20 protein-coding genes and 1 riboswitch are annotated in these 23,349 nt (G+C 26.5%); of the genes, 16 read left to right on the top strand and 4 right to left on the bottom strand.

Annotated features, from left to right (window positions below; all coding sequences use genetic code 11):
• Nucleotides 1-21 precede the first annotated feature (21 nt).
• The 10 genes from wecB to J2S18_RS13975 all read left to right on the top strand — a co-directional run bounded on the left by wecB (nucleotide 22) and on the right by J2S18_RS13975 (nucleotide 11,651).
• A complete protein-coding gene (wecB, locus tag J2S18_RS14020) occupies nucleotides 22-1,146 on the top strand; it encodes a non-hydrolyzing UDP-N-acetylglucosamine 2-epimerase (RefSeq protein WP_307487715.1) in 1,125 nt (374 codons plus the stop codon).
• Nucleotides 1,146-2,198 (top strand): glycosyltransferase, encoded by a 1,053-nt coding sequence (locus J2S18_RS14015; RefSeq protein WP_307487713.1) that lies wholly within the window; start codon nucleotides 1,146-1,148, stop codon nucleotides 2,196-2,198. Before wecB ends, J2S18_RS14015 begins: the two co-directional genes overlap by 1 nt.
• A gap of 156 nt (nucleotides 2,199-2,354) precedes the next feature.
• The gene (locus tag J2S18_RS14010) at nucleotides 2,355-3,062 is read left to right on the top strand and encodes a YveK family protein (protein ID WP_307487711.1); all 708 of its coding nucleotides are present in this window, start codon (nucleotides 2,355-2,357) and stop codon (nucleotides 3,060-3,062) included.
• Nucleotides 3,062-3,712, top strand: a complete 651-nt coding sequence (locus tag J2S18_RS14005) for a CpsD/CapB family tyrosine-protein kinase (RefSeq protein ID WP_307487709.1) — start codon at nucleotides 3,062-3,064, stop codon at nucleotides 3,710-3,712. The genes J2S18_RS14010 and J2S18_RS14005 overlap by 1 nt, the downstream gene beginning before the upstream one ends.
• 2 nt (nucleotides 3,713-3,714) lie before the next feature.
• Entirely contained in the window at nucleotides 3,715-5,586 is a 1,872-nt protein-coding gene (locus J2S18_RS14000) for a polysaccharide biosynthesis protein (RefSeq protein ID WP_307487708.1), read from the top strand.
• A 24-nt stretch (nucleotides 5,587-5,610) separates the two neighbouring features.
• A complete protein-coding gene (locus tag J2S18_RS13995; protein ID WP_307487707.1) occupies nucleotides 5,611-6,747 on the top strand; it encodes a DegT/DnrJ/EryC1/StrS family aminotransferase in 1,137 nt (378 codons plus the stop codon).
• 116 nt (nucleotides 6,748-6,863) lie between these two features.
• The gene (locus J2S18_RS13990) at nucleotides 6,864-7,940 is read left to right on the top strand and encodes a DegT/DnrJ/EryC1/StrS family aminotransferase (RefSeq protein ID WP_307487705.1); all 1,077 of its coding nucleotides are present in this window, start codon (nucleotides 6,864-6,866) and stop codon (nucleotides 7,938-7,940) included.
• Nucleotides 7,941-7,974: 34 nt separating this feature from the next.
• Nucleotides 7,975-8,976, top strand: a complete 1,002-nt coding sequence (locus J2S18_RS13985) for a GNAT family N-acetyltransferase (RefSeq protein ID WP_307487703.1) — start codon at nucleotides 7,975-7,977, stop codon at nucleotides 8,974-8,976.
• A gap of 96 nt (nucleotides 8,977-9,072) precedes the next feature.
• A riboswitch (purine riboswitch) is annotated at nucleotides 9,073-9,173 on the top strand.
• 102 nt (nucleotides 9,174-9,275) lie between these two features.
• On the top strand, nucleotides 9,276-10,703 hold the full coding sequence (locus J2S18_RS13980) for an NCS2 family permease (protein WP_307487701.1): 1,428 nt from the start codon (nucleotides 9,276-9,278) through the stop codon (nucleotides 10,701-10,703).
• Nucleotides 10,704-11,129: 426 nt separating this feature from the next.
• The gene (locus J2S18_RS13975; protein ID WP_307487700.1) at nucleotides 11,130-11,651 is read left to right on the top strand and encodes a CpsB/CapC family capsule biosynthesis tyrosine phosphatase; all 522 of its coding nucleotides are present in this window, start codon (nucleotides 11,130-11,132) and stop codon (nucleotides 11,649-11,651) included.
• A gap of 82 nt (nucleotides 11,652-11,733) precedes the next feature.
• On the opposite strand, the gene J2S18_RS13970 is transcribed toward J2S18_RS13975, so the two are convergent.
• The 4 genes from J2S18_RS13970 to brnQ form a co-directional block, all read right to left on the bottom strand.
• Nucleotides 11,734-12,306, bottom strand: coding sequence for a sigma-70 family RNA polymerase sigma factor (locus J2S18_RS13970; protein WP_307487699.1), 573 nt, complete (start codon nucleotides 12,304-12,306; stop codon nucleotides 11,734-11,736).
• Between the two features lie 182 nt (nucleotides 12,307-12,488).
• Nucleotides 12,489-13,418, bottom strand: a complete 930-nt coding sequence (locus tag J2S18_RS13965; RefSeq protein ID WP_307487697.1) for an LCP family protein — start codon at nucleotides 13,416-13,418, stop codon at nucleotides 12,489-12,491.
• A gap of 195 nt (nucleotides 13,419-13,613) precedes the next feature.
• Complete coding sequence (locus J2S18_RS13960; protein WP_307487696.1) at nucleotides 13,614-14,444, bottom strand: Cof-type HAD-IIB family hydrolase; 831 nt, start codon at nucleotides 14,442-14,444, stop codon at nucleotides 13,614-13,616.
• A gap of 142 nt (nucleotides 14,445-14,586) precedes the next feature.
• Nucleotides 14,587-15,855: a branched-chain amino acid transport system II carrier protein gene (brnQ, locus tag J2S18_RS13955; protein ID WP_307487695.1), complete on the bottom strand. Its 1,269-nt coding sequence runs from the start codon at nucleotides 15,853-15,855 to the stop codon at nucleotides 14,587-14,589.
• Between the two features lie 339 nt (nucleotides 15,856-16,194).
• Here brnQ and galU point away from each other — a divergent pair, with 339 nt between their 5' ends.
• The 6 genes from galU to J2S18_RS13925 all read left to right on the top strand — a co-directional run bounded on the left by galU (nucleotide 16,195) and on the right by J2S18_RS13925 (nucleotide 23,333).
• Entirely contained in the window at nucleotides 16,195-17,073 is an 879-nt protein-coding gene (gene galU / locus J2S18_RS13950) for a UTP--glucose-1-phosphate uridylyltransferase GalU (RefSeq protein ID WP_307487693.1), read from the top strand.
• A gap of 720 nt (nucleotides 17,074-17,793) precedes the next feature.
• A complete protein-coding gene (locus J2S18_RS13945; RefSeq protein ID WP_307487691.1) occupies nucleotides 17,794-19,440 on the top strand; it encodes a peptide ABC transporter substrate-binding protein in 1,647 nt (548 codons plus the stop codon).
• A 25-nt stretch (nucleotides 19,441-19,465) separates the two neighbouring features.
• Nucleotides 19,466-20,413, top strand: a complete 948-nt coding sequence (locus J2S18_RS13940) for an ABC transporter permease (RefSeq protein ID WP_307487689.1) — start codon at nucleotides 19,466-19,468, stop codon at nucleotides 20,411-20,413.
• A 9-nt stretch (nucleotides 20,414-20,422) separates the two neighbouring features.
• Nucleotides 20,423-21,340, top strand: coding sequence for an ABC transporter permease (locus J2S18_RS13935; protein WP_307487688.1), 918 nt, complete (start codon nucleotides 20,423-20,425; stop codon nucleotides 21,338-21,340).
• Between the two features lie 16 nt (nucleotides 21,341-21,356).
• On the top strand, nucleotides 21,357-22,370 hold the full coding sequence (locus J2S18_RS13930; protein ID WP_307487686.1) for an ABC transporter ATP-binding protein: 1,014 nt from the start codon (nucleotides 21,357-21,359) through the stop codon (nucleotides 22,368-22,370).
• 6 nt (nucleotides 22,371-22,376) lie between these two features.
• Nucleotides 22,377-23,333, top strand: a complete 957-nt coding sequence (locus J2S18_RS13925) for an ABC transporter ATP-binding protein (RefSeq protein ID WP_307487684.1) — start codon at nucleotides 22,377-22,379, stop codon at nucleotides 23,331-23,333.
• The last annotated feature ends 16 nt before the right edge of the window (nucleotides 23,334-23,349 follow it).

The raw sequence follows: 23,349 nt of genomic DNA, 5'->3' as shown, positions 1-23,349 counted from the left end.
GAAAATAGGGGTAATTTATTTATGAGAAGTTTAAAATTAATGACTATAGTTGGAACTAGACCTGAAATAATAAGGCTTTCAGAAACTATAAAAAAATGTGATAAGTATTTTGATCATATATTAGTTCATACAGGGCAGAATTGGGATTATACATTAAATGATATATTTTTTGAAGAATTAGAACTTAGGAAACCAGATTATTATTTAGGAGTTGTAGGAAATAATTTAGGGGAAACTATGGGGAATATTATAGCAACAAGTTATGATATTTTAGTTAAAGAAAAACCAGATGCATTATTAATCCTTGGAGATACTAATAGTTCTTTAAGTGCTATTTCAGCTAAAAGATTAAAAATTCCAGTATTCCATATGGAAGCTGGAAATAGATGTTTTGATCAAAATGTTCCAGAAGAAATAAATAGAAAAATAGTTGATGTAACAAGCGATGTTAACTTAGCTTATACAGAACATGCAAGAAGATATCTTTTAGCAGAAGGAATGAGAAGAGAGTATACATTTGTTACAGGTTCACCTCTTCCAGAAGTTTTTAAAAGATATATAAATAAAATTGATGAAAGCGATGTTCTTAAAAGACTTAATCTTGAAAAAAGAAAATTTATATTAGTTAGCGCTCATAGAGAAGAAAATATAGATAATGATAGTAACTTTAATAATTTAATAAAAACATTAAATTTTATTTCAGAAAAATATAATATGCAGATTATATTTTCAACACACCCAAGAACTTGGAAAAAAATTAAAGAAAGTAATGTCAAATTTCATAAAAATATAAGACAATTAAAACCATTTGGATTTTATGATTATAATAAACTACAAAAAGAGTCTTTTTGCGTTCTTTCAGATTCAGGATCTCTTGCAGAAGAATCAAATATTATAGGATTTCCAGCAGTATCAATAAGGACAAGTACAGAAAGACCAGAATCTGTTGATAAAGGATCATTTATATTAGGTGGAATAAATTTTAATAGTATAACTCAATCTATTGAAGTTATAACAAAAGAAAAAGGTAATAATGAGGAAATAGTTAAAGTTAATGATTATAATGATTGCAATGTATCTACTAAAGTTATAAATATTATCCAAGGATATACTTCAATAATAAATAAATTTTTATGGAGAAAATAATGAGGATTTTAGTAAATGATATAGCAGCAAGTAATGGTGGTGCATTAACAATATTAAAGGAATTTTATCAGTATATAAAAGAAAATGATATAGGAAACGAATGGATTTTTTTAATTGGTGATGACTATTTAAAAGAGACAGAAAAAATAAAAATAATAGTTAGAAAAGATATTAAAAAATCTTGGTTAAAAAGGTTAAAGTTTGACTATATATCAGGAAAAAAATTAATAAATAATCTTAAGGTAGATAGAGTGGTATCTCTTCAGAATACAGCAATATTTGGATTAAAAATTCCTCAAATACTATATATACATCAATCTATACCCTTCCAAAAATCTAAAAAATTTTCATTTTTCAAATCAAAAGAAAGAATTCTAGCTATTTACCAATATATAATAGGTTGGATTATAAAAAAGTCTATTGGTGTATCTGATAAAGTTATAGTTCAAACTAAATGGATGAAAAAAGAAATAGAAAAGTATTCAAATTTAGATAAAACAAAGGTAGTAGATATATTACCAGACATTAAAATTGAAAATATTAATGATGATAAAATTAAAATAAAGGATAATTTATTTTTTTATCCAGCATCAAATGAAATATATAAAAATCATAATTGTATATTTGAGGCATGTAAAATATTAAATGATAAAGGGATAAATAATTTTAAAGTAATCCTTACAATAAATCCAGATGAATTAAATAGAAATTTAAGTAACATATATGCCATGGGCAATTTAAATATAAATAACGTATACGATATTTATAAGAATAGTATATTAATATTTCCATCTTATATAGAAACTGTAGGATTGCCATTACTTGAAAGTAGAAAAGTAGGAACTATAATATTAGCTTCAAATTGCGAATTTTCACGGGAAGTATTAGGTGAGTATAAAAATGCATACTATTTTAATCCATTTAATTCTATGGAATTGGCATATCTTATGGAAAAGTTTATAAAAAAAAATAAACCATTAGTGTTAGAAAGAGAAAATCTAATAATAAAAAATTCTGGTTGGGAAATGTGTTTAAAAGAAATATTAGAATAGAATTATAAGTTTTACAAGTTAGAAATTTAGTTTCTAGCTTATTTTTTTATAAAAATTTATCTAAATAAAATTAAAAGTAATTAATTAATTGAAGATTGAATAAATATTATATATCCATATAGAATAATTTAATTAAAAAGGGGGAAGAGGATTATAGTGAATGAAGAAAATATAAATATAAGAAAAATTATTTCTATTTTAAAGAAAAAATTAAAACTAATTATTGGAATTACAGCATTAATTACAGTAGTTACAGCATTAATTAGTTTTTTTGTAATAACACCTAAGTATGAAATTAAAGCTAAACTATTCATTGGAAAGGAAGGAAGTTTAAATAAAGAATATGATAGTAGCGATGTAGAAATGTACAAAAGACTTTTAACTACATATGCAGAAATTATGAAATCAGAAGATCTAATTAATGATGCATTAGATTCAGAAAAAATATATATAGAAGATAAAGATGTGTATAAAAATTTAAAGGTTATTCCAAGGGAAGATACTCAAATAATTGAAGTAGCGTATATAGATGAAGATAGAAATACAGCACTTAAATTTGTAAATGGATTGATTAGTAAGTTTACTGAACAATCAAAAAAACTAATTCCTATGGGAAATATTCAAGTTATACAAAAGGCAAAAATACCACTTGAACCTGTAAGTCCTAATAAGATGGTTAATATATCTATAGCATTTATTTTGGGAATAATGATTAGTATTGGGTTAGTACTTATATTAGATTTTATGGATAACACTATAAAAACAAAGGAAGATATTAATGATATTGCAATATTAGGAGATATACCAAATTTAAAAAATAGTGTGAGCAAAATAAAAGAAAATAAAAAGAGGAGAAATAAATAATGATTATACTAGATAAAAATCCAAATTTACAAGTAGCTGAAGATTATAGAGCATTAAGAACTAATATTCAATATTCGTCTTTTGATAATAAGATTAAGAGAATACTTATAACTAGTTCAGAACCTGGTGAAGGAAAATCAACTACAGTTGGAAATCTTGCTATAGTTTTTGCACAAGATAAAAAGAAAACATTAATAATAGATTGTGACTTAAGAAAACCTAGTATATATAAAAAATTTAAAATATCAAATAATATAGGACTTTCTGATGTAATTATTAATATGGGAAACTTAGAAAATGCAATTATAAAATATTCTGATTACCTAGATATTCTCCCTTCAGGAAAAACACCTCCAAATCCATCAGAAATGATTGGATCAATGACTATGGATATGCTTTTAGAAAAACTTTCAGAAATATATGATCTAATTATAATAGATAGTCCTCCAATACTTGCAGTTACAGATGCTCAAATTATATCTACCAAAGTTGATGGGACATTAATAGTTGTTAGAGCAGGAAAAACAAAGGTAGAAACATTAGCTTCAGCAAAATCTATTTTAGATAAAGTTAATGCAAAAATTTTAGGAGCTGTTTTAAATGGAAGAGAGAAGAATAGAGAAAGCTATTATGCTTATTATGGAGAATAAAAATGAATTTATTAAATAAATTTAAATTGCCAATTTTATTTTTTATAGATTTTATATTAATAAACTTAGCATATCTTTTTAGCTTTTATTTAAGATTTGATTTGAATATACCTAACATATATTTAAATAACTACCTAAAAGTTGTTCTAATTTTATTTTTTTTATATTTTGTGCCATTATATTTTTTTAATATGTATAAAAGTATATGGAGTAGTGCTGGAATTGATGAATTTATCAAAGGGGCTACTGCTTGTTTAATTGGAGGAAGTTTAAATTTAATTTACAATGTAGTATTTCATAAAGGTATACCTAATTCAGTAATAATAATTAGCTCTATTATAATATTTATTTTAATTATGGGAGCAAGGTTATCTTATAGAATAATTACTAGATTATCTTTATATAAAAAAATAAAAAATTATGAAAACAAGAAAAAGACTTTAATTATAGGTGCAGGATATTGTGGTCAGATGGTTATAGAAGAGATATTTAATAATGAAGAAAGAAATATGATTCCTGTAGCAATTATAGATGATGATAAAAAAAAGCTTGGGAAAATTTTAAGAGGAATAAAAGTAATTGGAAATAGAAATGATATAAAGAATATTGTAGAGAAAGAAAATATAGAAGTTATTTTAATTGCTATTTTTAAAATATCAGCTAAAGATAAAAAAGAAATTATAGAAATATGTAGTGAAACAAAGGCAAAGGTTAAAATATTACCTGGAATTTATGAAAATATTCAAGGTCAAGTTAATATTAATAAAATGAGAGATGTGGATTTTAAAGATTTACTTGGGAGAGAAGAAATAACTTTAGATAAAAGTGGAGTAGAAAATTATATAAAAGATAAAATAGTTTTAGTTACAGGCGGAGGGGGATCCATTGGCTCAGAACTTTGCAGGCAAATAGCTAAATTTTCACCTAAATTACTTCTTATTTTAGATATATATGAAAACAATGTATATGATTTGCAAAATGAGTTAACTAGAAATTTTAAAGAGTTAAATAAAAGAATAATTATAGCTTCAGTTAGAGATAAAAATAGAATGGAAAAGATATTTAAGAAATATAAACCTAATGTAGTATTTCATGCAGCAGCACATAAACATGTTCCTTTAATGGAAGGAAATCCAGAAGAAGCTATAAAAAATAATGTTATTGGTACATTAAATACTTGTGAAGTTTCTAGTAAATATGGAGTAAGTAGATTTGTACTTATATCTACAGATAAAGCAGTAAATCCAACTAATATAATGGGAGCAACTAAAAGACTTTGTGAAATGATAGTTCAAGGTATGAATAATTCAAGTAAAACAGAATTTGTTGCTGTTAGATTTGGAAATGTTCTTGGTAGTAATGGATCAGTTATTCCACTTTTTAAAGAGCAGATAAAATCTGGAGGCCCTGTTACTATAACTCATAAGGATATAACAAGATATTTTATGTTAATTCCTGAGGCTGCACAACTTGTACTTCAAGCTGGAGCTTATGCAAAAGGTGGAGAAATATTTGTTCTTGATATGGGAAGTCCAGTTAAAATATATGATTTAGCAAAAAAACTTATTAAACTTTCTGGATTTGAACCTAATAGAGATATTGATATAGAAGAGATTGGATTAAGACCTGGAGAAAAATTATATGAGGAACTTCTTATGAAGGAGGAAGGGTTAAAAGCTACAAAAAATAAAAGTATATTTATAGGAAAACCTTCAAAATTTAATATTAATGATATAAAGAGAGATATAGAAGATTTATTAACTATTACATTAAATGAGGATGAAAAAGCTTTAAGAGTAAAGATAAAAGAAATAGTACCAACCTATGTAAATATATCTAAAGATGAAAAAATAGATATGGCACAAAGAATATAAAGTATATGCTATGGGGGAAGTTATATGGAATATAAAAAAATATTTCTTTCATCTCCACATATGGGTGGGGATGAAGAAAAATTTATTAAAGAGGCCTTTAATTCTAATTGGATTGCACCACTTGGACCTAATGTAAATAATTTTGAAAAAGAGGTTTCAAAATATTTAGGAATAAAATATGGAGCTGCCTTAATTTCTGGAACGGCTGCTATTCATATGGCACTTAAAGCTATTGGAATAAAAAGAAGGGATAGAATTTTATGTTCTACCCTTACTTTTTCGGCAAGTTGTAATCCTATTATTTATGAAGGTGGAGAACCAATATTTATAGATTCAGAAGAAGAATCTTGGAATATGTGTCCTTATGCTCTTGAAAAAGCCTTTTTAGAATGTGAAAGGGAAGGAAAACTTCCTAAAGCTATAATTGTAGTTCATCTTTATGGACAATCAGCAAATATGGATAAGATAATTAAGTTATGCAATAAGTATAATTGCAAAATAATAGAGGATGCAGCAGAAAGTTTAGGAGCTACTTATAAAGGTATACAAACAGGTACTTTAGGAGACTTTGGTATTTTTTCTTTTAATGGAAACAAAATAATAACAACATCTGGTGGAGGAATGATTGTTTCTAATGATAAAGAAAAAATTGAAAAAATTAAGTTTTGGAGTACACAAGCTAGAGAAAATGAAAGGCATTATGAGCATAAGGAATTAGGATTTAACTACAGAATAAGTAATATTGTTGCAGGAATTGGAAGAGGACAGCTTAAGGTTTTAAATGAAAGAATTAAAAAGAAAAAAGAAATTTTTGAAACTTATAAAGAAGGATTTAAAGATATTTCTGATATTAAAATGATGCCTATAAAGGATTATGGGACTCCAAATTATTGGCTAAGCTGTATAACTTTATCTAGAGAATCAAAGGTTAAACCAATAGATATAATTTTAGCTCTTGAAAGGGAAAATATAGAGGCAAGACCAATATGGAAACCAATGCACATGCAACCTTTATATAATAAGTATAAGTTTTTTACAAAGGGTAAGAAATCTATAGCAGAGGATATTTTTAATAGGGGAGTATGTTTACCATCAGATACAAAAAATACTGAAAAGGACATGGTAAGAATTATAGAAATTATAAAAAAATTATTTATATAAATAAAAAAGTATTTTAATGTTTAGCTATCTAAAATAAAAACTCAACTAAAGTCTAATATTTTAATATATTGATTATTAAATGTAATTAATAAAATTTAAATAAATTAGGAGGGATTATGGGAAAAGAAATAGGTAGTTATTTTTTTGATTATAAAGATTTTAAAAATGAAAATAATCCAAAAGTTTTATTAACTGAAAATTTTAAATACAAAGCCTATTTATCTTCAGGAAGAGATGCAATAAAGCTTGCAATAAAAGAGATAAATGGAGCAAAGAGAGCATTATTACCTGGATTTACTTGTGAGACTGTAATAAAACCATTTATAGCTGCAGGCTTTGAGGTTTCCTTTTATGATATAAATAAGGATTTAACAGTAAATGTAAATGAGTTTGTAAATAAAATAAATGAAAATAAACCAAGTATTATATTAGTACATTCATATTTTGGCTTTGATACATTAAAAAATATAAGACATATTTTAAAGAAAATAGGAGAAAGTGAGATAGTTCTTATAGAGGATATTACTCAGGATATGTATTCAAATTTTCCTAAGGAAGAGGCTAATTATTTAGTGGGAAGTTTAAGAAAGTGGATGGCTATTCCAGATGGGGGATTTCTTTTTAGTAAGGATATAGAAATTAAAGGAGATAAAAATTTAAATACTAATAATAAGTTAGTGGAATATAATTTAAAAGCTTTTAAAAAGAAAAGCTTATATATGGAAAATGGAAATAAAGATTTAAAAAATGAATTTAGAGCTTTATTTGAAAATGGAATTATGGAAATGGAAGAATGGAATGCAATATATAAGATATCACCTATTTCAAAGAGAATATATAATGGATTAAATGTAGAGTATATGAAAATGCAAAGAAAATTAAATTATAAGTTTTTATTAGAAAATATTAAAAACTTTAAAAATATAAAGCCTATATTAACTAATATAACACTAGAAGTAGTGCCTTTATATTTTCCAGTATTAATTGATAAAAGTAGAGAAGAAATACAAAGTAAACTAGCTAGTAAAAAAATATATTGCCCTGTAATATGGCCAATGTCTAAGTATCCAATTTCAAAAATTAATGATGATACAGAGTATGTATATAACCATATACTTTGTATTCCTTGCGATCAAAGATATGATATTAATGATATGAAAAGAATAGTAAAAGAAATAGAAAAGTTACTTTAATAGTTATTTAGCAATTTTAATATAAGGGGAAATAATGACTAAAAAAGATTTAGATATATATTTCAATGAAGATTATGGAAGACTATATGAAAAAATAGAAGGTGGAATTTTAAAATCTTTTAAATTAGAATGTAATTTTGGAAAAATAAAAAATATATTTATTAGAAGGAAGATTCCAATAGTTATAAATGGAAAAATATATAATGATATAATAACACCTTATGGTTATGGGGGCCCAATAATTTTAGATTGTGATGAGCATAGTAAGGAAAATCTTATTAATCAATATGAAAAAGAGTTTTTTAAATTTTGTATGGATAATAATATAGTTAGTGAATTTATAAGGTTTCATCCAATAGAGAAAAATGCATTAGATTTTAAAAGAATTTATAATATAGAAAAAAACAGAATAACCTTAGGAACTAATTTAAAGGATTTTGAAGATCCTATAGGAAGTGAATTTTGCAAAAATTGTAGAAGGAAAATTAAAAAAGCTTTAAAGGATGGGGTAACCTTTGAAGTAGAAAAATCTCCTGAAAATTTAGATGAATTTATTGAAATATATTATTTAACAATGGATAGAAATAATGCTTTAGAATACTACTATTTTGATAAAGAGTATTTTAATAATATTTTAAAAAGGTTTAGGGATAATATAGTAATTGTAAAAGCAATATTTAAAGATAAGGTAATTGCATCAGAATTTTGTTTTCTTTCAAATAAAACAATTCATATTCATTTATCAGGAAGTTTAACTGATTATCTATCCTTATCTCCAACTTATGTATTAAGATATGCAGTAACTCTTTGGGGAAAAGAAAATGGATATGAATTAGTTTTTTATGGAGGAGGTAGGACTTCATCTTTAGAAGATGGACTTTATAAGTTTAAAAAGAATTTTTCAAAAAATACATTTTATGATTTTTATATAGGAAAAAAGATTTGGAATGAAGGTATTTATAGAAAACTTTGTGAGAGTAAAAATGTTAGTGAAGTAGAAAAATTCTTTCCAGCTTACAGAAAAAACGAATTATAATTAGAAAAATAAAGTAAATATCCTTAAAATTTTATAAATATACTAAAATTAAATAAAAATTAATTGACAATATTCGTGTATGGTGATAATATTCAACTGTAAAAAGAATAGTTCATCCGTATAATCCCAAAAATAAGGTTTGGGAGTATCTACCAGAGTACCATAAATCTCTGACTATGGGTGAATCTAAGATTGTAATTTTAAAGATTCTATTTTGGATTTACTCATAAATCTAAAATAGAATCTTTTTATTTTTTAGACAATTAAATTATTTAAGCTAAAGAGGAGGAAAATAACATATGAAAAAAGAGCAAAGCAAAAAAGAAAAATCATTTTTAGATTCATTTTTCAAACTTACAGAAAACAAAACAACGGTGAAAACAGAAATTATAGCAGGTATAACAACATTTATAACAATGGCATATATAATATTTGTTAATCCATCAATTTTAATGCAAGCTGGAATGAATTCAAAAGGGTTAATGGGAGAGGCGGCAATTCATTCAGGACTTTCAGCTATTAATGATCCAGTTATAGCTTCAGTATTTGGTGCTACTTGTATAGCAGCAGCCATAGGAACATTTATAATGGCTCTTTATGCAAATTTACCTTTTGCTCAAGCACCAGGAATGGGTTTAAATGCTTTCTTTACATATAGTGTATGTTTAACTTTAGGATATACATGGCAACAAGCTTTAGCAGCAGTATTTATTTCAGGATTATTATTTATAATAATTACATTAACATCTATAAGAGAAAAGATTGTTGATGCTTTACCTAATAATTTAAAGCTTGCAATATCAGGAGGAATAGGTCTTTTTATTGCTCTTATAGGATTTAAAAGTGGTGGAATAATAGTTTCAAATCCAGCTACATTAGTTAGTTTTGGAGACTTTACAAACCCACATACAATCTTAACTCTTGTAGGGATAGTTATAACAGCTATAATGATGGCTAGAGGAGTGAAAGGTTCAATACTTATTGGGATAGTTCTTACAACAATAATTGGTATTCCACTTGGAGTAACTAACTTAACAGGAATACATGTTATAAGTGCACCACCATCACTTGCACCAACTTTATTTGCTTTTGATTTTAAAGGATTATTAGGTCTTGGAAAGGCTGGAATAGTTGGAGCATTTTCAAGTTTATTTATGGTAGTTATTACTTTTAGCTTAGTTGATTTATTTGATACAATAGGTACACTAGTAGGAACAGCGCAAAAGGCAAAAATGGTAGATAAAAATGGAAGAGTTAAAAATATGCATAAAGCATTATTATCAGATGCAGTTGCAACAACAGTAGGTTCAGCACTTGGAACAAGTACTGTAGTAACTTATGTAGAATCTACAGCAGGAGTTTCAGAAGGAGGAAGAACAGGACTTACTTCTTTAACAACAGGAATTTTATTTGTTTTAGCTTTATTTTTTGGTGGACTTGTTGGAGTAGTTCCAGCAGAAGCTACAGCACCAGCGCTTGTAATAGTTGGAGTTCTTATGATAGGTGGAATAACAAAAATAAACTTTAGCGATTTTACAGAGGCACTTCCAGCATTTTTTACAATAGCAATTATGCCTTTTAGTTATAGCATAGCAAATGGAATAGCAGCAGGAATAATATTTTATCCAATAGTAAAGATAGTTACAGGAAAATATAAGGAAGTACATCCTATAGTATATATACTGGCTTTATTATTTATTTTAAGATTTACAGTACTTCCACAATAAAAATTAATACTTATATAAAATATAATTAAAATTAATTTTTTTGTAATTCAAAAGTAATATTATAGGAGTAAAATCTTAATAAGAGAAGAATATTATTAGAATAAAAAATCCTTTAAATACAAAAACTTATTAGGAGTATTTTGTTAGGAGGAGATTTTATTGGCTAAGAAAGATCAACAATCTTCATGGAATAGTAAAAGATTTAAAAGTCCAAAAAAAAATGATTTACCAGAAGTTCCAGAAATAAAAGGAAAAGAAAAGACCAAAAATTGAATAACTTCACAAAAGGGGATAGAATTTAACTATCCCCTTTGTTTAATATAAATTAAGTGGACAAAGTAAAAAGGAAGATGATATAATCAAATGAATAAATTGTGAATAATATTAATTAAGTGTATATAAAATTTGAAGAAGGAGGAGTGTAAAATGAAAAAGGTAATAAAAATAAAGGATATGGATATTAAAAACATGTATAATCCTAATAATATTGAATTTAATGATAAAAATATAAATTTTGAAATGTATAAGTTATTAGATTTAGAAGAAGATTATTTACCAAGTATATTTAAAAAGATATATGATATTCAATTAAATGGATATATACCAATAATTCTTTATCCAGAAAAATTAAAATCTATAGTTGAAGATGTAAATAATATAAATGATTTTATTGATGCCAACTGTTTATTTATATTGGATGCTAAAAGTTTAGAAGGCGATTATGGTAGTAAAATTAAAAAAGTTTCAAAAATTATTTTGAAAAATAGAATATATAATTTTATAAATAAAAATAGAGTAGCTGAGGAAAAAATAAGAAATATAATAAGCAAATATGAAGGTTGTAGTGAAGTTTTAGAGGAAAGTTTTAAGAATTTAATTAATTGTGATTTAGTTGAATTTTTGGGCAGAAGGGTAAATATTAGAAAGAAGATATTAGGAGTATTCTAAAGTAATAAAATGAATATTATTAACTTAGATAAAATTAAAAGGCATTGAAAGATAAATTATTCTTTCAATGCCTTTTTAGTACTCATAGTGTTAATAGGAGATTTTTAAGTGTTTTTGATAGTTTACTTTTTTTATATAAACAGGCTGAATACTTTATATTATAGATTTCAGAGTATCTTTTTAGAGGACATTTAACCCCACTATACATTAAGAATTTAAATAGCCTTCTATCTTCATAGTCTAACATATTTAAAGCTTTAAAAAGTTTTTCATTCTCATAGTTATTCATAAATATATCTTCAACAGTTAGTTTATCTTCAATTAAATCTATAATTTCAGAACCTTCTTCAGTTTGTATATTTAAGCTGGAAGCTTTGGTTGTAATATTATTTTGTCTACAAAGATAAGCAAAGTTGTTGTAAATTGCAAATTTTACATAAGATGAAAAGGAAGGGCTTTTTTCAATATCAAAGGTATTAATAGCTTTAAGTATAGACATAATACCATATTGCATAAGATCTTCATTATCATAACAATCTATAAAAGAATATTTTTTTATTTGCTTTTTTATAATAGGAGAATATTTAATTATTAATTTTTCCTTTGCTTCAAAGTCATTTTCTTTAGCTAACTTTATTAAATTTATGTCGTACATATGATGTCCCCCCTTTTATTTAAATAAGATTAAAATTAATATTTATACTTAATATATATGCATATATTGGAATTTACTAGAAAGAAAATAGAACATATGTTCTATTAAAATTCAAAAAATATGCTTAGTAACTTTATATTTAAAATTACCAAGCAATAATATATACTTAGTTAATAATATTTTTATTTAGAATTTTTGTTGTATATAAAATCATGTAGCTCCTTTTTTTCAATATTTGTATCAAAAGTCATATAATATACTCCATTAATATTTTTACCTTTTGAATGAGTATTACAAGGTAATCTGTATTGTTTTATTTTAGATATTTTCATAAAAGCTATATCTTTTCCAATTGCCATGAATTCACTTGAACTTAAATTAGTTTTAACAAATGGTAATAATTCATTTAATATAGAAGGATAATTTGAAACAGGTATAGCAATAACTTTTTTAAATATAGCATCTATAACATTTCTTTGTCTTTGAGTTCTCATCTGATCTCCACCATCATACCTAATTCTAGAATAAGCTAAAGCTTCATCACCATTTAAATTTTGAAGTCCTGTTTTTGTAATAGAAGATCCAAGGTATTTTAAATCACCTTTTGTAATATTTAATTCTATTCCATTAAGCTCGTCAATTATAGTTGGAAGTGTAGTGAAATTAACAGTTATAAAATTTTCAATATTTAAATTTAAGTTTCTATTTAATGTATTTATTGCAAGTTCTGGGCCGCCAAAGGCATAAGCATGGTTTACTTTATCCTTACCATAACCCTTAATATCTAAATAGGAATCTCTCATTATAGATGAAAGCTTTAATTCATTATTCTTTTTATCAATTGTTAGTATCATTATTGAATCTGAACGACCATTTTTACCTTCAGGGGCATCTATCCCAAATAAAGCAATATTTTTTATTTCTTTTTTAGTATCTAAATTTTTTGATATTTCTGTATTTACTGATAAGTTATTTTTATTTATTGTTACTTTTGTTGGTTTATTTAATAGATAATTTAAATAGATAAAGCTTCCTCCTATAAATAATATAGCTAATAGAGTAAAACTTAAAATAACTTTTTTCCAAGTAGCCATATTTTTAAAAAATTTCATATTAATCTCCTTAAACCATTATTTAACAAATACAATAACAGTATACCATTTTAAGTATTTAATGTAAATAAAAGTTATCAATGGAAGGTTAATGTACAACTAGAAAAGTATATTTGAGATATTAGATATTTTAAAGAAAAGAAAAAGTCTATTACAAAATAAATTTTATTTTGTAATAGACTTTTTTATATTTAATTAAAGAGCAAATTTTTTTATTGCTTTTGCAACTCCAGAATTTACATTAGTATCAGTTATATATTGAGCTTCATTTTTTAATAAATCCATACCGTTACCCATAGCAACACCAATACCAGCATATTGAATCATAGATAAATCATTTTCGCTATCTCCAATACACATAACTTCATCTCTTGAAATTCCTAAAATTTCTGCAAGTTTACTTACAGCAGTACCTTTTGAAGTTCCTTTTTTCATAATTTCAAAGTTGTGTAATCCAGAACTTACTACTTCATATTTATTAAGATTTATAAATTTATTTTTAGCTTCATTTAGCTCGTTTCTATATTTTTCAGAACGATCTACTGCAATAAATTTTAATATATCATGGTTATATTCTTTTAGTATATCTGTTAAGTCATCAGTTATTTTAAAAATAATTTTATCTTCTTCATTAACTAATTCATTTGTAATTGAATAAGCATGATCTTTTTTTATTTCACTTGAAGAAATAGTTGTATTATATGTATTAAAATATGAATCAAATTTATATTTTTTTGATATGTTATATATTTCTAAACATTCATCTAATGAAAGGGTGCTTTCATATATAACTTTAGAAGAGTCCTTCTCCTTTATATAAGCACCATTTGATGAAATTATTGGAGCATTAATTCCTATTAAATCAGAATAATATTTTGCAGATGCAAAAAGTCTTCCAGTTGTTATTGCAACAACTATACCTTTTTTTGTAGCCTCAAGTAAAGCTTTTTTATTTTCTTCTGATATATTGTGGTTATTATCTAATAATGTACCATCCATATCTATACAAATTAATTTTATAGCCATATTATAGCCTCCTTTATTATTGGTATTTTACCCTAATATGTCCATGGAAATTTTATCATTATTAATAAATAATGTAAAGTTATAGAAAAAATGGGCCATATCAAAACAAAGTTTTGATACAACCCATTTTTTTAGTATTTATTTACATTTCAGATGGAGCTAAACATTTATTTCTAAAAATAACGTAACCTACTCCTATTGCTATTAAAGTTGGAAGTAACCAAGCAAAACCTACACTTGCAAGAGGAATGAAACTTAAGTTAATTCCAGGAACTTGTCCAAGTATTCCAAATACTAAAGAAGTATAAACACCAAGTCTTACAGCATTAAGGTTAGTTAATATATTATCTAATAGAGTAGTTGCTATAAGTGTTATTGCAACAGGGTATAAAATATTTAATATTGGACCTGAAAATTTTATTATATTGTCAACTCCAAGGCATCCAATTACTATACTTATAATTGAAATAATAATTGCATTAACTTTATAAGGTAACTTTCCTTTAGATACTTGCTCAAAGAAAGAAGATCCAGCTGTTATTAATCCAATTGAAGTAGTAAGACATGCAAGTCCCATTGCTATTCCAATTATTATTGTTCCAATACTTCCAAGAATATTTTGAGATATTAATAGAAGTAAACCTGTTTTTGTAACTTCTCCTGAAGTTAAAGCTGTAGTTTGAGCTCCTATAAAAGTTAAACCTCCATATACAAATGCTAGTCCAATTGCAGCAACAACACCAGCTTTAATTGTCATTGGAACTAAATCTTTATTTTTATAACCTTTTGCTAATATATTACCAGATACTATAGCTGCAAAAAGTAATGCGGCAAGAGCATCCATTGTTTGATATCCTTCAAGTAAAGAATGAGGTAATACTGAAGTAGCACCTGTTGAAGTAATATTACCAATTGGGAAAATAATTCCTTTTACAATTATTATTGCTAATAAAATAAGTAAGCATGGAGTTAAAAATTTACCAATTGTATCTATAATACTTGATTTTCTAAAAACGAAGAATAAATTTATTCCAAAATATATAAACATCCAAACAAGAGGTGATATACCAGGTATTATAGGATGAATAGTTAATTCGTAAGTAGTTGCAGCAGTTCTAGGGATTCCAAGCATTGGACCAATTGCTACAAATAAAAGTGTTGCAAAAATTACTGCAAATTTTGGGCTTATTTTTGAAGCCATTGTTTCAAAAGTTCCATCTCCCTTTGTACATGCTATTATTGCAAGTAGGGGAACACCAACTCCTGTTAATGTGAAACCAATTATTGCAAAAATATATTGACTTCCAACCATATTTCCTAAAAATGGTGGAAAGATTAAATTACCTGCACCAAAAAACATAGCAAATAAAGCAAATCCCACTACTAAAAAATCTTTTGTTCTTTTATTCATAATTTCAATCCTTTCTTATTAATATAGTAAAAATACTAGATTATAATTAAAACAAATAGTTTGTTAATAACTTATTTGATTCCTTCTAAATATTAATTAAAATTAATATATCAACTATAATATCACTGAAATATACAAAAATCAATAAAAAATTACGAAAAAATATGGAAAATATTAAAATAAACAAAAGGGTTAATAACAAATTGATAAAAAAATACCATTTATATTATAAATATGTTAAATGGAAAAAAAGGCATGTATTATGATATAATCAATTTATATTGTAAATTTTAATAAAAGTTTATATTTGGCAAAAATTTTAGTTGAAGGTGATAAATAATGAAAGTAAAAAAGGCGATAATACCTGCAGCAGGACTTGGAACTAGATTCTTACCTGCAACAAAGGCACAACCAAAAGAGATGCTACCAATAGTTGATAAGCCAACAATTCAATTTATTATAGAAGAAGCAATAGCATCAGGAATTGAAGAAATATTAATAATAACAGGAAGAAATAAAAAATGTATTGAAGATCATTTTGATAAATCTATTGAACTTGAACTTGAACTTGAAAAGTCAGGTAAGACTGAATTATTAGAACTTGTAAGAGATATTTCAGACATGGTTGATATCCATTACATTAGACAAAAGGAACCTAGGGGATTAGGTCATGCAATACATTGTGCAAAAACTTTTGTTGGCAATGAACCATTTGCAGTTTTACTTGGAGATGATGTTGTTGATAGTAAGACACCATGTTTAAAACAACTTATGGATTGTTTTGAAGAATATAAGACTTCAATATTAGGAGTTCAAACAGTACCAGAGGAAGATGTATCAAAATATGGTATAGTTGATGGTATTCATATAGAAGATAGAGTATATAAAGTTAAGGACCTAGTTGAAAAACCAAAGAAGGAAGAAGCTCCTTCTAATGTAGCAATACTTGGAAGATATATAATTACTCCACAAATATTTGAAATATTAGAAAATACTAAGCCTGGTAAGGGAAATGAAATTCAACTTACTGATGCTTTAAAAACTTTAATATCTCAAGAAGCTATGTATGCATATAACTTTGAGGGAAGAAGATATGATGTTGGGGATAAATTTGGATTTTTACAAGCTACAATTGAATTTGGTTTAAGAAAAGATGAATTAAGACCTCAATTATTAAAATATTTAGAAGATAAAGAATGGGAAAAAGTTCTTAAGTAAAATAAAAATATTATATAGAAAACATATAATAGACTATCTAAGATAAATTATTCAATAAGTTATTTATCTTAGATAGTCCTTTTAGCGAGTGAAAAATTTTACTTTACCTTAATCATTATAAAAGTATAAAAATTTATAATAAAAAATTATAAAAATAAAAACTAAATATGTGAATTAAAAGTTAACTTTATGAACAAAACTTCACAAAAAGGCCATAAAATCATATAATTTCATTAAAATATTGATATTATATAAATATTTTAATAAAAAATATATGATTACTTTCTTCATATTTCGATATATTGAAAAAAATTACAAAAAGTGTATTAATACACAAAAGTAAAAAATAAATATGACTATTTAAGTATTAATTGTAAAAATATTAAAGTAAATAAAATTTAAATGTTATCAAAGTCTTTATATAAAAGGATTAGATAACATTTTTTTTATTTGGAAAATAATTTTAATGAAATCGATTATTTTGAATTTATGTATTAAATTTACTTATTATATATTAAATATTATATTAAAAATAACTTTAAAATTGATACACTTACAATGAAAATACATGTGTATTTTGTTGAAATACATATGTTAAGATGATAAAAATTTAGGCTAAATTTTAGAAGAATTATATCAGGATAAAAAATTTTCAAAAAATATATAATTTTTAAGGGAGATATTTGATAAAATATAACTTAAAAAAAGGGGGCATTAAAAATGAAAATGAAAAAAATTATCAGTGCATTGATTGTAGTTGGATTAACTGCATCATTATTTGTAGGATGTGGAGGAAAAAATGAATCAGCATCATCTGGAGGTTCAGAGACATTAAAATTAACATCTGGGGCGTTAAAAACAATGGACTCTGTAAAAGGAACAGATGAAGTTTCATTTAATATTGCACAAAATACACAAGAAACATTACTTGTATATAATGATAACAAACCTGTACCTGGTGCAGCAGAATCATTTGAGAAGAGTAAAGATGGTAAGACTTACACATTCCATTTACGAAAAGGACTAAAGTGGAGTGATGGAAAGGAACTTACAGCAAAAGATTATGAATATGCATGGAAGAGATTATTAAATCCTAAAGTTGCATCATCATATGCATTCTTTTTATTTAAGGTAAAAAATGCTGAAAAGTATTTTAATGGAAAGGCAAAGGCTGAAGATATTGGAATAAAGGCAAAGGATAACAATACATTAGTTGTTCAATTAGAAAATCCAGTACCTTATTTTGACCAACTTGTTGCTTTCCCAGCTTTAGCACCACAAAGAGAAGATATAGTTAAAGCTCAAGGAGATAAATATGGTAGTGATCCATCAAAACTTGTTTATAGTGGACCATTTACAGTATCAAATTGGCAACGTGGATCAAAAATTGAATTAAAGAAGAATCCAAATTATTGGAATGAAAAAGATATAAAATTAAATAAAGTAGATTTAATGGTAGTTAAAGAACCAAGTACTGCTTTCCAAATGTTTACTAACAATCAATTAGATGTAATGAGTGGTACAGGAGAATTCTTAAACAAGCTTAAAGAGGGAGCAAAAGATGGTAAATGGAATGAAATAAAAGATATAACTCCATCAGTTTTCTATGGACAATATAATTTAAAGAGTAAAAATAAAGCTTTAAACAATCCTAAAGTAAGACTAGCATTATCAATTGCTTCTAATAGGGATGGATATACAAAGGACGTATTAAAGAGAGGTATTCCAGCTTATGGATTAGTGCCACAAGGAATTGTTGTTGGTGATGTTGATTATCGTGATAAAGTTGAGCAACCATTAAAGGCTGTTATGAATAAAGATCCTAAGAAATTATTAATTGAAGGATTAAAAGAGGCAGGATTAAATCCAGACCCATCAAAACATACTTTTAAGTTCTTACTACAAACTAGTGATGCAACAGCAAAGAGCCAAGGTGAATATATGCAAAACCAATGGGAAAAGAAGCTTGGTGTTAAGATTGAATTAGTTACATCAGCAGATTTCTCAGATTTCTTAACTAAGACAGATAATGGAGATTATGAAATTGCAAGTGCAGGATGGGGAGCAGACTTTAATGATCCTATAACATTCTTAGATTTATTTGGAAATAAAAATACAAATAATACTGGTAAATATAATGATCCTAAAGTAAATAAATTATTAAAACAATTAGACAATGAAACAAATAACAACAAGAGACTTCAAATGTATAAGGAAATTGAAAAGATAGAAGTTGTTGATAACCCAGCAGTAACACCTACTTACTATAAGGATGTGTTCTCATTCCAAAAGAAAAAAGTAAAGGGATTACAACTTCCTAAATTTGGTGGAACATACCAATTAAGATGGACATCAATTCAAGAATAAGCAAAATATTAAGGAGCGATACTATATGGTTAAATATCTTTTAAAGAGGTTATCTTTAATGGTTGTTACTTTGTTTGTCATAGCTACTGCTACATTCTTTTTGATGAACAGTATGCCAGGTAATCCAGTAACATCTCAAGCAAAAAAGTTACCAGCAGAAGTTGCAAAAAATATGGAAATTAAATATGGATTAGATAAACCAGTTACTGAAAGATATGTAATATATCTTAAAAACTTAATAAAAGGAGACTTAGGGGATTCATTTGTAACACCAGGAATAAGTGTTAATGATAAATTGAAGGATAATTTTCCACCTTCTGTTAGAATAGGTCTTCAATCAGTTGCTTTTGGTTTAATAGTTGGAGTGTTACTTGGAGTTATAGCCGGATTTAAAAGAGAGACTCCTATAGATTATGTAGTTATGTTCATAGCAATACTCGGTGTATCAATACCGAGTTTTGTTCTAGCTACATTAATACAGCTAACTTTTGGTGGAAAAGGTGGAATACCTATTGCGGGATGGTACGATCCTTCAACTCCATTTTTCCAACAAATGAAATATGTAATACTACCTACATTAGCTTTAAGCTTTGGAGGAATTGCAACATATGCAAGATACATGAGAGCATCAGTTTTAGAAGTTATAAGTCAAGATTATATATTAACTGCTAAAGCAAAAGGATTATCTTCCTTTGCAATTTCAGTAAAGCATATTTTAAGAAATGCTATATTACCAATAATTACAATATTAGGACCTCAAATTGCTACAATAATTACAGGTACAGTTGTAATTGAAAGAATATTTGCTATACCAGGTATAGGAAATGCTCTAATTGATGCAATATACGCTAAGGATTATAACATTATAATGGGCTTAACAGTATTTTTCTCAGCTCTTTATATACTTTCAATATTAATTGTTGATATTTTATACAGTGTTATAGATCCACGTATAAAATTAGAGGGAAAGTAGGGGGTATATATGGCAGAGATAAGTAAAGACAAATTTAAAATTATTGGAATAGATAAAACAAAAGCAGAACAAATTACAAGACCAAATTTAACATATTGGCAAGATGCTTGGAGAAGGCTTAAGAAAAATAAAGTTGCCTTATTTTCACTTTTAGTTTTGGCAATACTAATATTAATGTGTGTAATTCAACCTATTATATCTAATGGAGCTTATAAAATTCAAAATTTAGCTGAGGCAAATCAAGGACCTTCAGCAAAACATTTTTTTGGAACTGATAATCTAGGAAGAGATTTATTTGATAGATTATGGATTGGTGGAAGAGTTTCATTAATAATTGCCTTTGTTGGTACATTAGTAGAATGTTTAGTTGGAATATTGTATGGTGGAATAAGTGGATACTTTGGTGGAAAAGTAGATAGCGTAATGATGAGAATTGTTGAAATACTAAATAGTGTTCCATACTTAATAATAGTTATACTAATAGCAGTAAGACTTGGAAATGGTATAGTACCACTTTTATTAGCCTTAGTTATAACAGGATGGACAGGAATAGCTAGAATGGTTCGTGGACAAGTAATGCAGCTTAAGGAATCAGAATATGTTATGGCGGCTAAAACTTTAGGATCAAGTCCTTTTAGAATAATAATGAAACACATGTTACCTAATACACTTGGAATAATAATAGTATATATTACTTTTGATATACCAAGTTATATATTTGCTGAAGCATTTTTAAGCTTTATAGGATTAGGTATTCAACCTCCTGAAACAAGTTGGGGAGCTATGGCATCGGCTGGACAACAGGTTATGCAATTTTACCCAAGTCAGCTAATATTCCCATCACTTGCAATTGCATTAACAATGTTAGCATTTAACTTATTTGGTGATGGATTAAGGGATGCATTAGACCCTAAATTAAGACAATAATTAGGAGGCGAAGGAAATGTCAAAAATACTTGAGGTAAAAGACTTAGCAGTATCATTTCACACTTATGCTGGAGAAGTTAAAGCTGTTAGAGGAGTAAGCTTTGACTTAGAAGAAGGAGAAACATTAGCTATAGTTGGAGAATCAGGATGCGGAAAAAGTATAACAGCTAAATCACTAATGAGATTACTTCCTACTCCACCAGCTGAAATTGGTAAAAATTCAAAAATCATATGTGATGGAAAAGATGTATTATCTTTAAATAAAAAAGAACTTCAAAATTTTAGAGGTGGAGAAGTAAGTATGATCTTCCAAGATCCTATGACTTCATTAAATCCAACAATGAAGATTGGAAAGCAAATAATTGAAGTTTTAAAAATACACAGAGGGATGAATAAAGAAGAGGCTAAGAAGGAAGCTGTTAGACTATTAAAATTAGTTAATATTCCTAATGCTGAAGCTAGGGTAAATCAATATCCTTTTGAATTTTCAGGTGGAATGAGACAAAGAATGATGATTGCAATAGCACTTGCATGTAATCCAAAAATATTAATAGCAGATGAACCTACTACAGCTCTTGATGTAACTATTCAAGCTCAAATAATGAATCTTATAGATGAATTAAAAAATAAGTTTAATACTTCTGTAATATTAATAACTCATGATTTAGGAGTTGTTGCAGAATTCTCTGATAAGATACAAGTTATGTATGCTGGAATAATAGTTGAAAGGGGAACAGTTGAAGAAATATTCTGTGATGCAAAGCATCCATATACATGGGCATTATTAAAATCTATGCCAACTTTAGATACAGAACATAAAGGTGAACTGTATTCTATAAGTGGGACACCACCGGATTTATTAAATCCACCAACAGGATGTCCATTTGCAGCAAGATGTGAATACGCTATGGAAATATGTAAAGAATCAATGCCAGAAGAAACAACTGTTACAGATTCTCATAAGGTAAATTGTTGGTTAATGCATGAAAATGCACCAAAAGTAGAATCACCTTTAAAGAGAGGAGTTTAGGGTTTAATGAGCAAAGAAGTACTTTTAGAAGTAAAAAATTTAAAAAAATATTTTAATGTAGGAAAAGGGAAAACACTGAAGGCGGTAGATGGTGTTAGCTTTACTATAAATAAGGGTGAAACATTGGGGTTAGTTGGTGAATCAGGGTGCGGAAAAACAACTTGTGGAAGAACTGTTATAGGACTTTATGATGCAACTGGAGGAGATATAATCTTAAATGGGAAAAATATTACTAAATTAAGTAATAAGGAAAAGAGAAAATATTCAAGAGTATCTCAAATGATTTTCCAAGATCCATATGCTTCATTAGATCCTCGTATGACAGTAGGAGATATTATAGCTGAAGGAATAGATATACACAAGCTATACACAGGAAAAGAAAGAACAGAAAAAATATATGAATTATTAAATTTAGTTGGACTTAACAAGGAACATGCATCAAGATTTCCTCATGAGTTTTCAGGAGGTCAAAGACAGCGTATAGGAATAGCTAGAGCACTTGCAGTAGAACCAGAATTTATTGTTTGTGATGAGCCTATTTCAGCTCTTGATGTTTCAATACAAGCACAGGTAGTAAATCTATTGATAGATCTTCAAAAAAGAATGGGATTAACTTATTTATTTATTGCTCATGATTTATCTATGGTTAGACATATTTCAGATAAAGTAGGAGTAATGTATTTAGGAAACTTAATGGAAGTAGCTCCAAGTAATGAGTTATATAAAAATCCAATTCATCCATATACAAAGGCTCTTATGTCTTCAATACCAGTAGCGGAATATAATGGTGGAAAGAAGAAAGAAAGAATAGAGCTAGAAGGGGAAGTAAGTAGTCCAATAAATCCTAAACCAGGTTGTAGATTTGCAAGTAGATGTAAATATGCAAAACCTATTTGTAATGAAAAGCAACCAGAGTTAAAGGAATTAGAAAAGGATCATTTTGTTGCTTGTCATTTGTATTAATAAATGTAAATTTAAA

Source organism: Eubacterium multiforme (assembly GCF_030813415.1).
GTDB classification, from domain to species: Bacteria; Bacillota; Clostridia; order Clostridiales; family Clostridiaceae; genus Clostridium; species Clostridium multiforme.
Note: the sequence above shows the minus strand (reverse complement) of the source record. Positions and strands in the feature narration are given on the sequence as shown.

Bases quoted from the DNA above. Each gene is read 5' to 3' on its own strand.
- J2S18_RS13935 (WP_307487688.1), top strand. From the start codon at position 20,423: ATGGCAGAGATAAGTAAAGACAAATTTAAAATTATTGGAATAGATAAA.
- J2S18_RS14000 (WP_307487708.1), top strand. From the start codon at position 3,715: ATGAATTTATTAAATAAATTTAAATTGCCAATTTTATTTTTTATAGAT.
- wecB (WP_307487715.1), top strand. From the start codon at position 22: ATGAGAAGTTTAAAATTAATGACTATAGTTGGAACTAGACCTGAAATA.
- J2S18_RS13990 (WP_307487705.1), top strand. From the start codon at position 6,864: ATGGGAAAAGAAATAGGTAGTTATTTTTTTGATTATAAAGATTTTAAA.
- J2S18_RS14005 (WP_307487709.1), top strand. From the start codon at position 3,062: ATGATTATACTAGATAAAAATCCAAATTTACAAGTAGCTGAAGATTAT.
- brnQ (WP_307487695.1), bottom strand. From the start codon at position 15,855: ATGAATAAAAGAACAAAAGATTTTTTAGTAGTGGGATTTGCTTTATTT.
- J2S18_RS13945 (WP_307487691.1), top strand. From the start codon at position 17,794: ATGAAAATGAAAAAAATTATCAGTGCATTGATTGTAGTTGGATTAACT.
- J2S18_RS13930 (WP_307487686.1), top strand. From the start codon at position 21,357: ATGTCAAAAATACTTGAGGTAAAAGACTTAGCAGTATCATTTCACACT.
- J2S18_RS13960 (WP_307487696.1), bottom strand. From the start codon at position 14,444: ATGGCTATAAAATTAATTTGTATAGATATGGATGGTACATTATTAGAT.
- J2S18_RS14015 (WP_307487713.1), top strand. From the start codon at position 1,146: ATGAGGATTTTAGTAAATGATATAGCAGCAAGTAATGGTGGTGCATTA.
- J2S18_RS13995 (WP_307487707.1), top strand. From the start codon at position 5,611: ATGGAATATAAAAAAATATTTCTTTCATCTCCACATATGGGTGGGGAT.
- J2S18_RS13980 (WP_307487701.1), top strand. From the start codon at position 9,276: ATGAAAAAAGAGCAAAGCAAAAAAGAAAAATCATTTTTAGATTCATTT.
- J2S18_RS13970 (WP_307487699.1), bottom strand. From the start codon at position 12,306: ATGTACGACATAAATTTAATAAAGTTAGCTAAAGAAAATGACTTTGAA.
- J2S18_RS13940 (WP_307487689.1), top strand. From the start codon at position 19,466: ATGGTTAAATATCTTTTAAAGAGGTTATCTTTAATGGTTGTTACTTTG.
- J2S18_RS13925 (WP_307487684.1), top strand. From the start codon at position 22,377: ATGAGCAAAGAAGTACTTTTAGAAGTAAAAAATTTAAAAAAATATTTT.
- galU (WP_307487693.1), top strand. From the start codon at position 16,195: ATGAAAGTAAAAAAGGCGATAATACCTGCAGCAGGACTTGGAACTAGA.
- J2S18_RS13975 (WP_307487700.1), top strand. From the start codon at position 11,130: ATGAAAAAGGTAATAAAAATAAAGGATATGGATATTAAAAACATGTAT.
- J2S18_RS13985 (WP_307487703.1), top strand. From the start codon at position 7,975: ATGACTAAAAAAGATTTAGATATATATTTCAATGAAGATTATGGAAGA.
- J2S18_RS13965 (WP_307487697.1), bottom strand. From the start codon at position 13,418: ATGAAATTTTTTAAAAATATGGCTACTTGGAAAAAAGTTATTTTAAGT.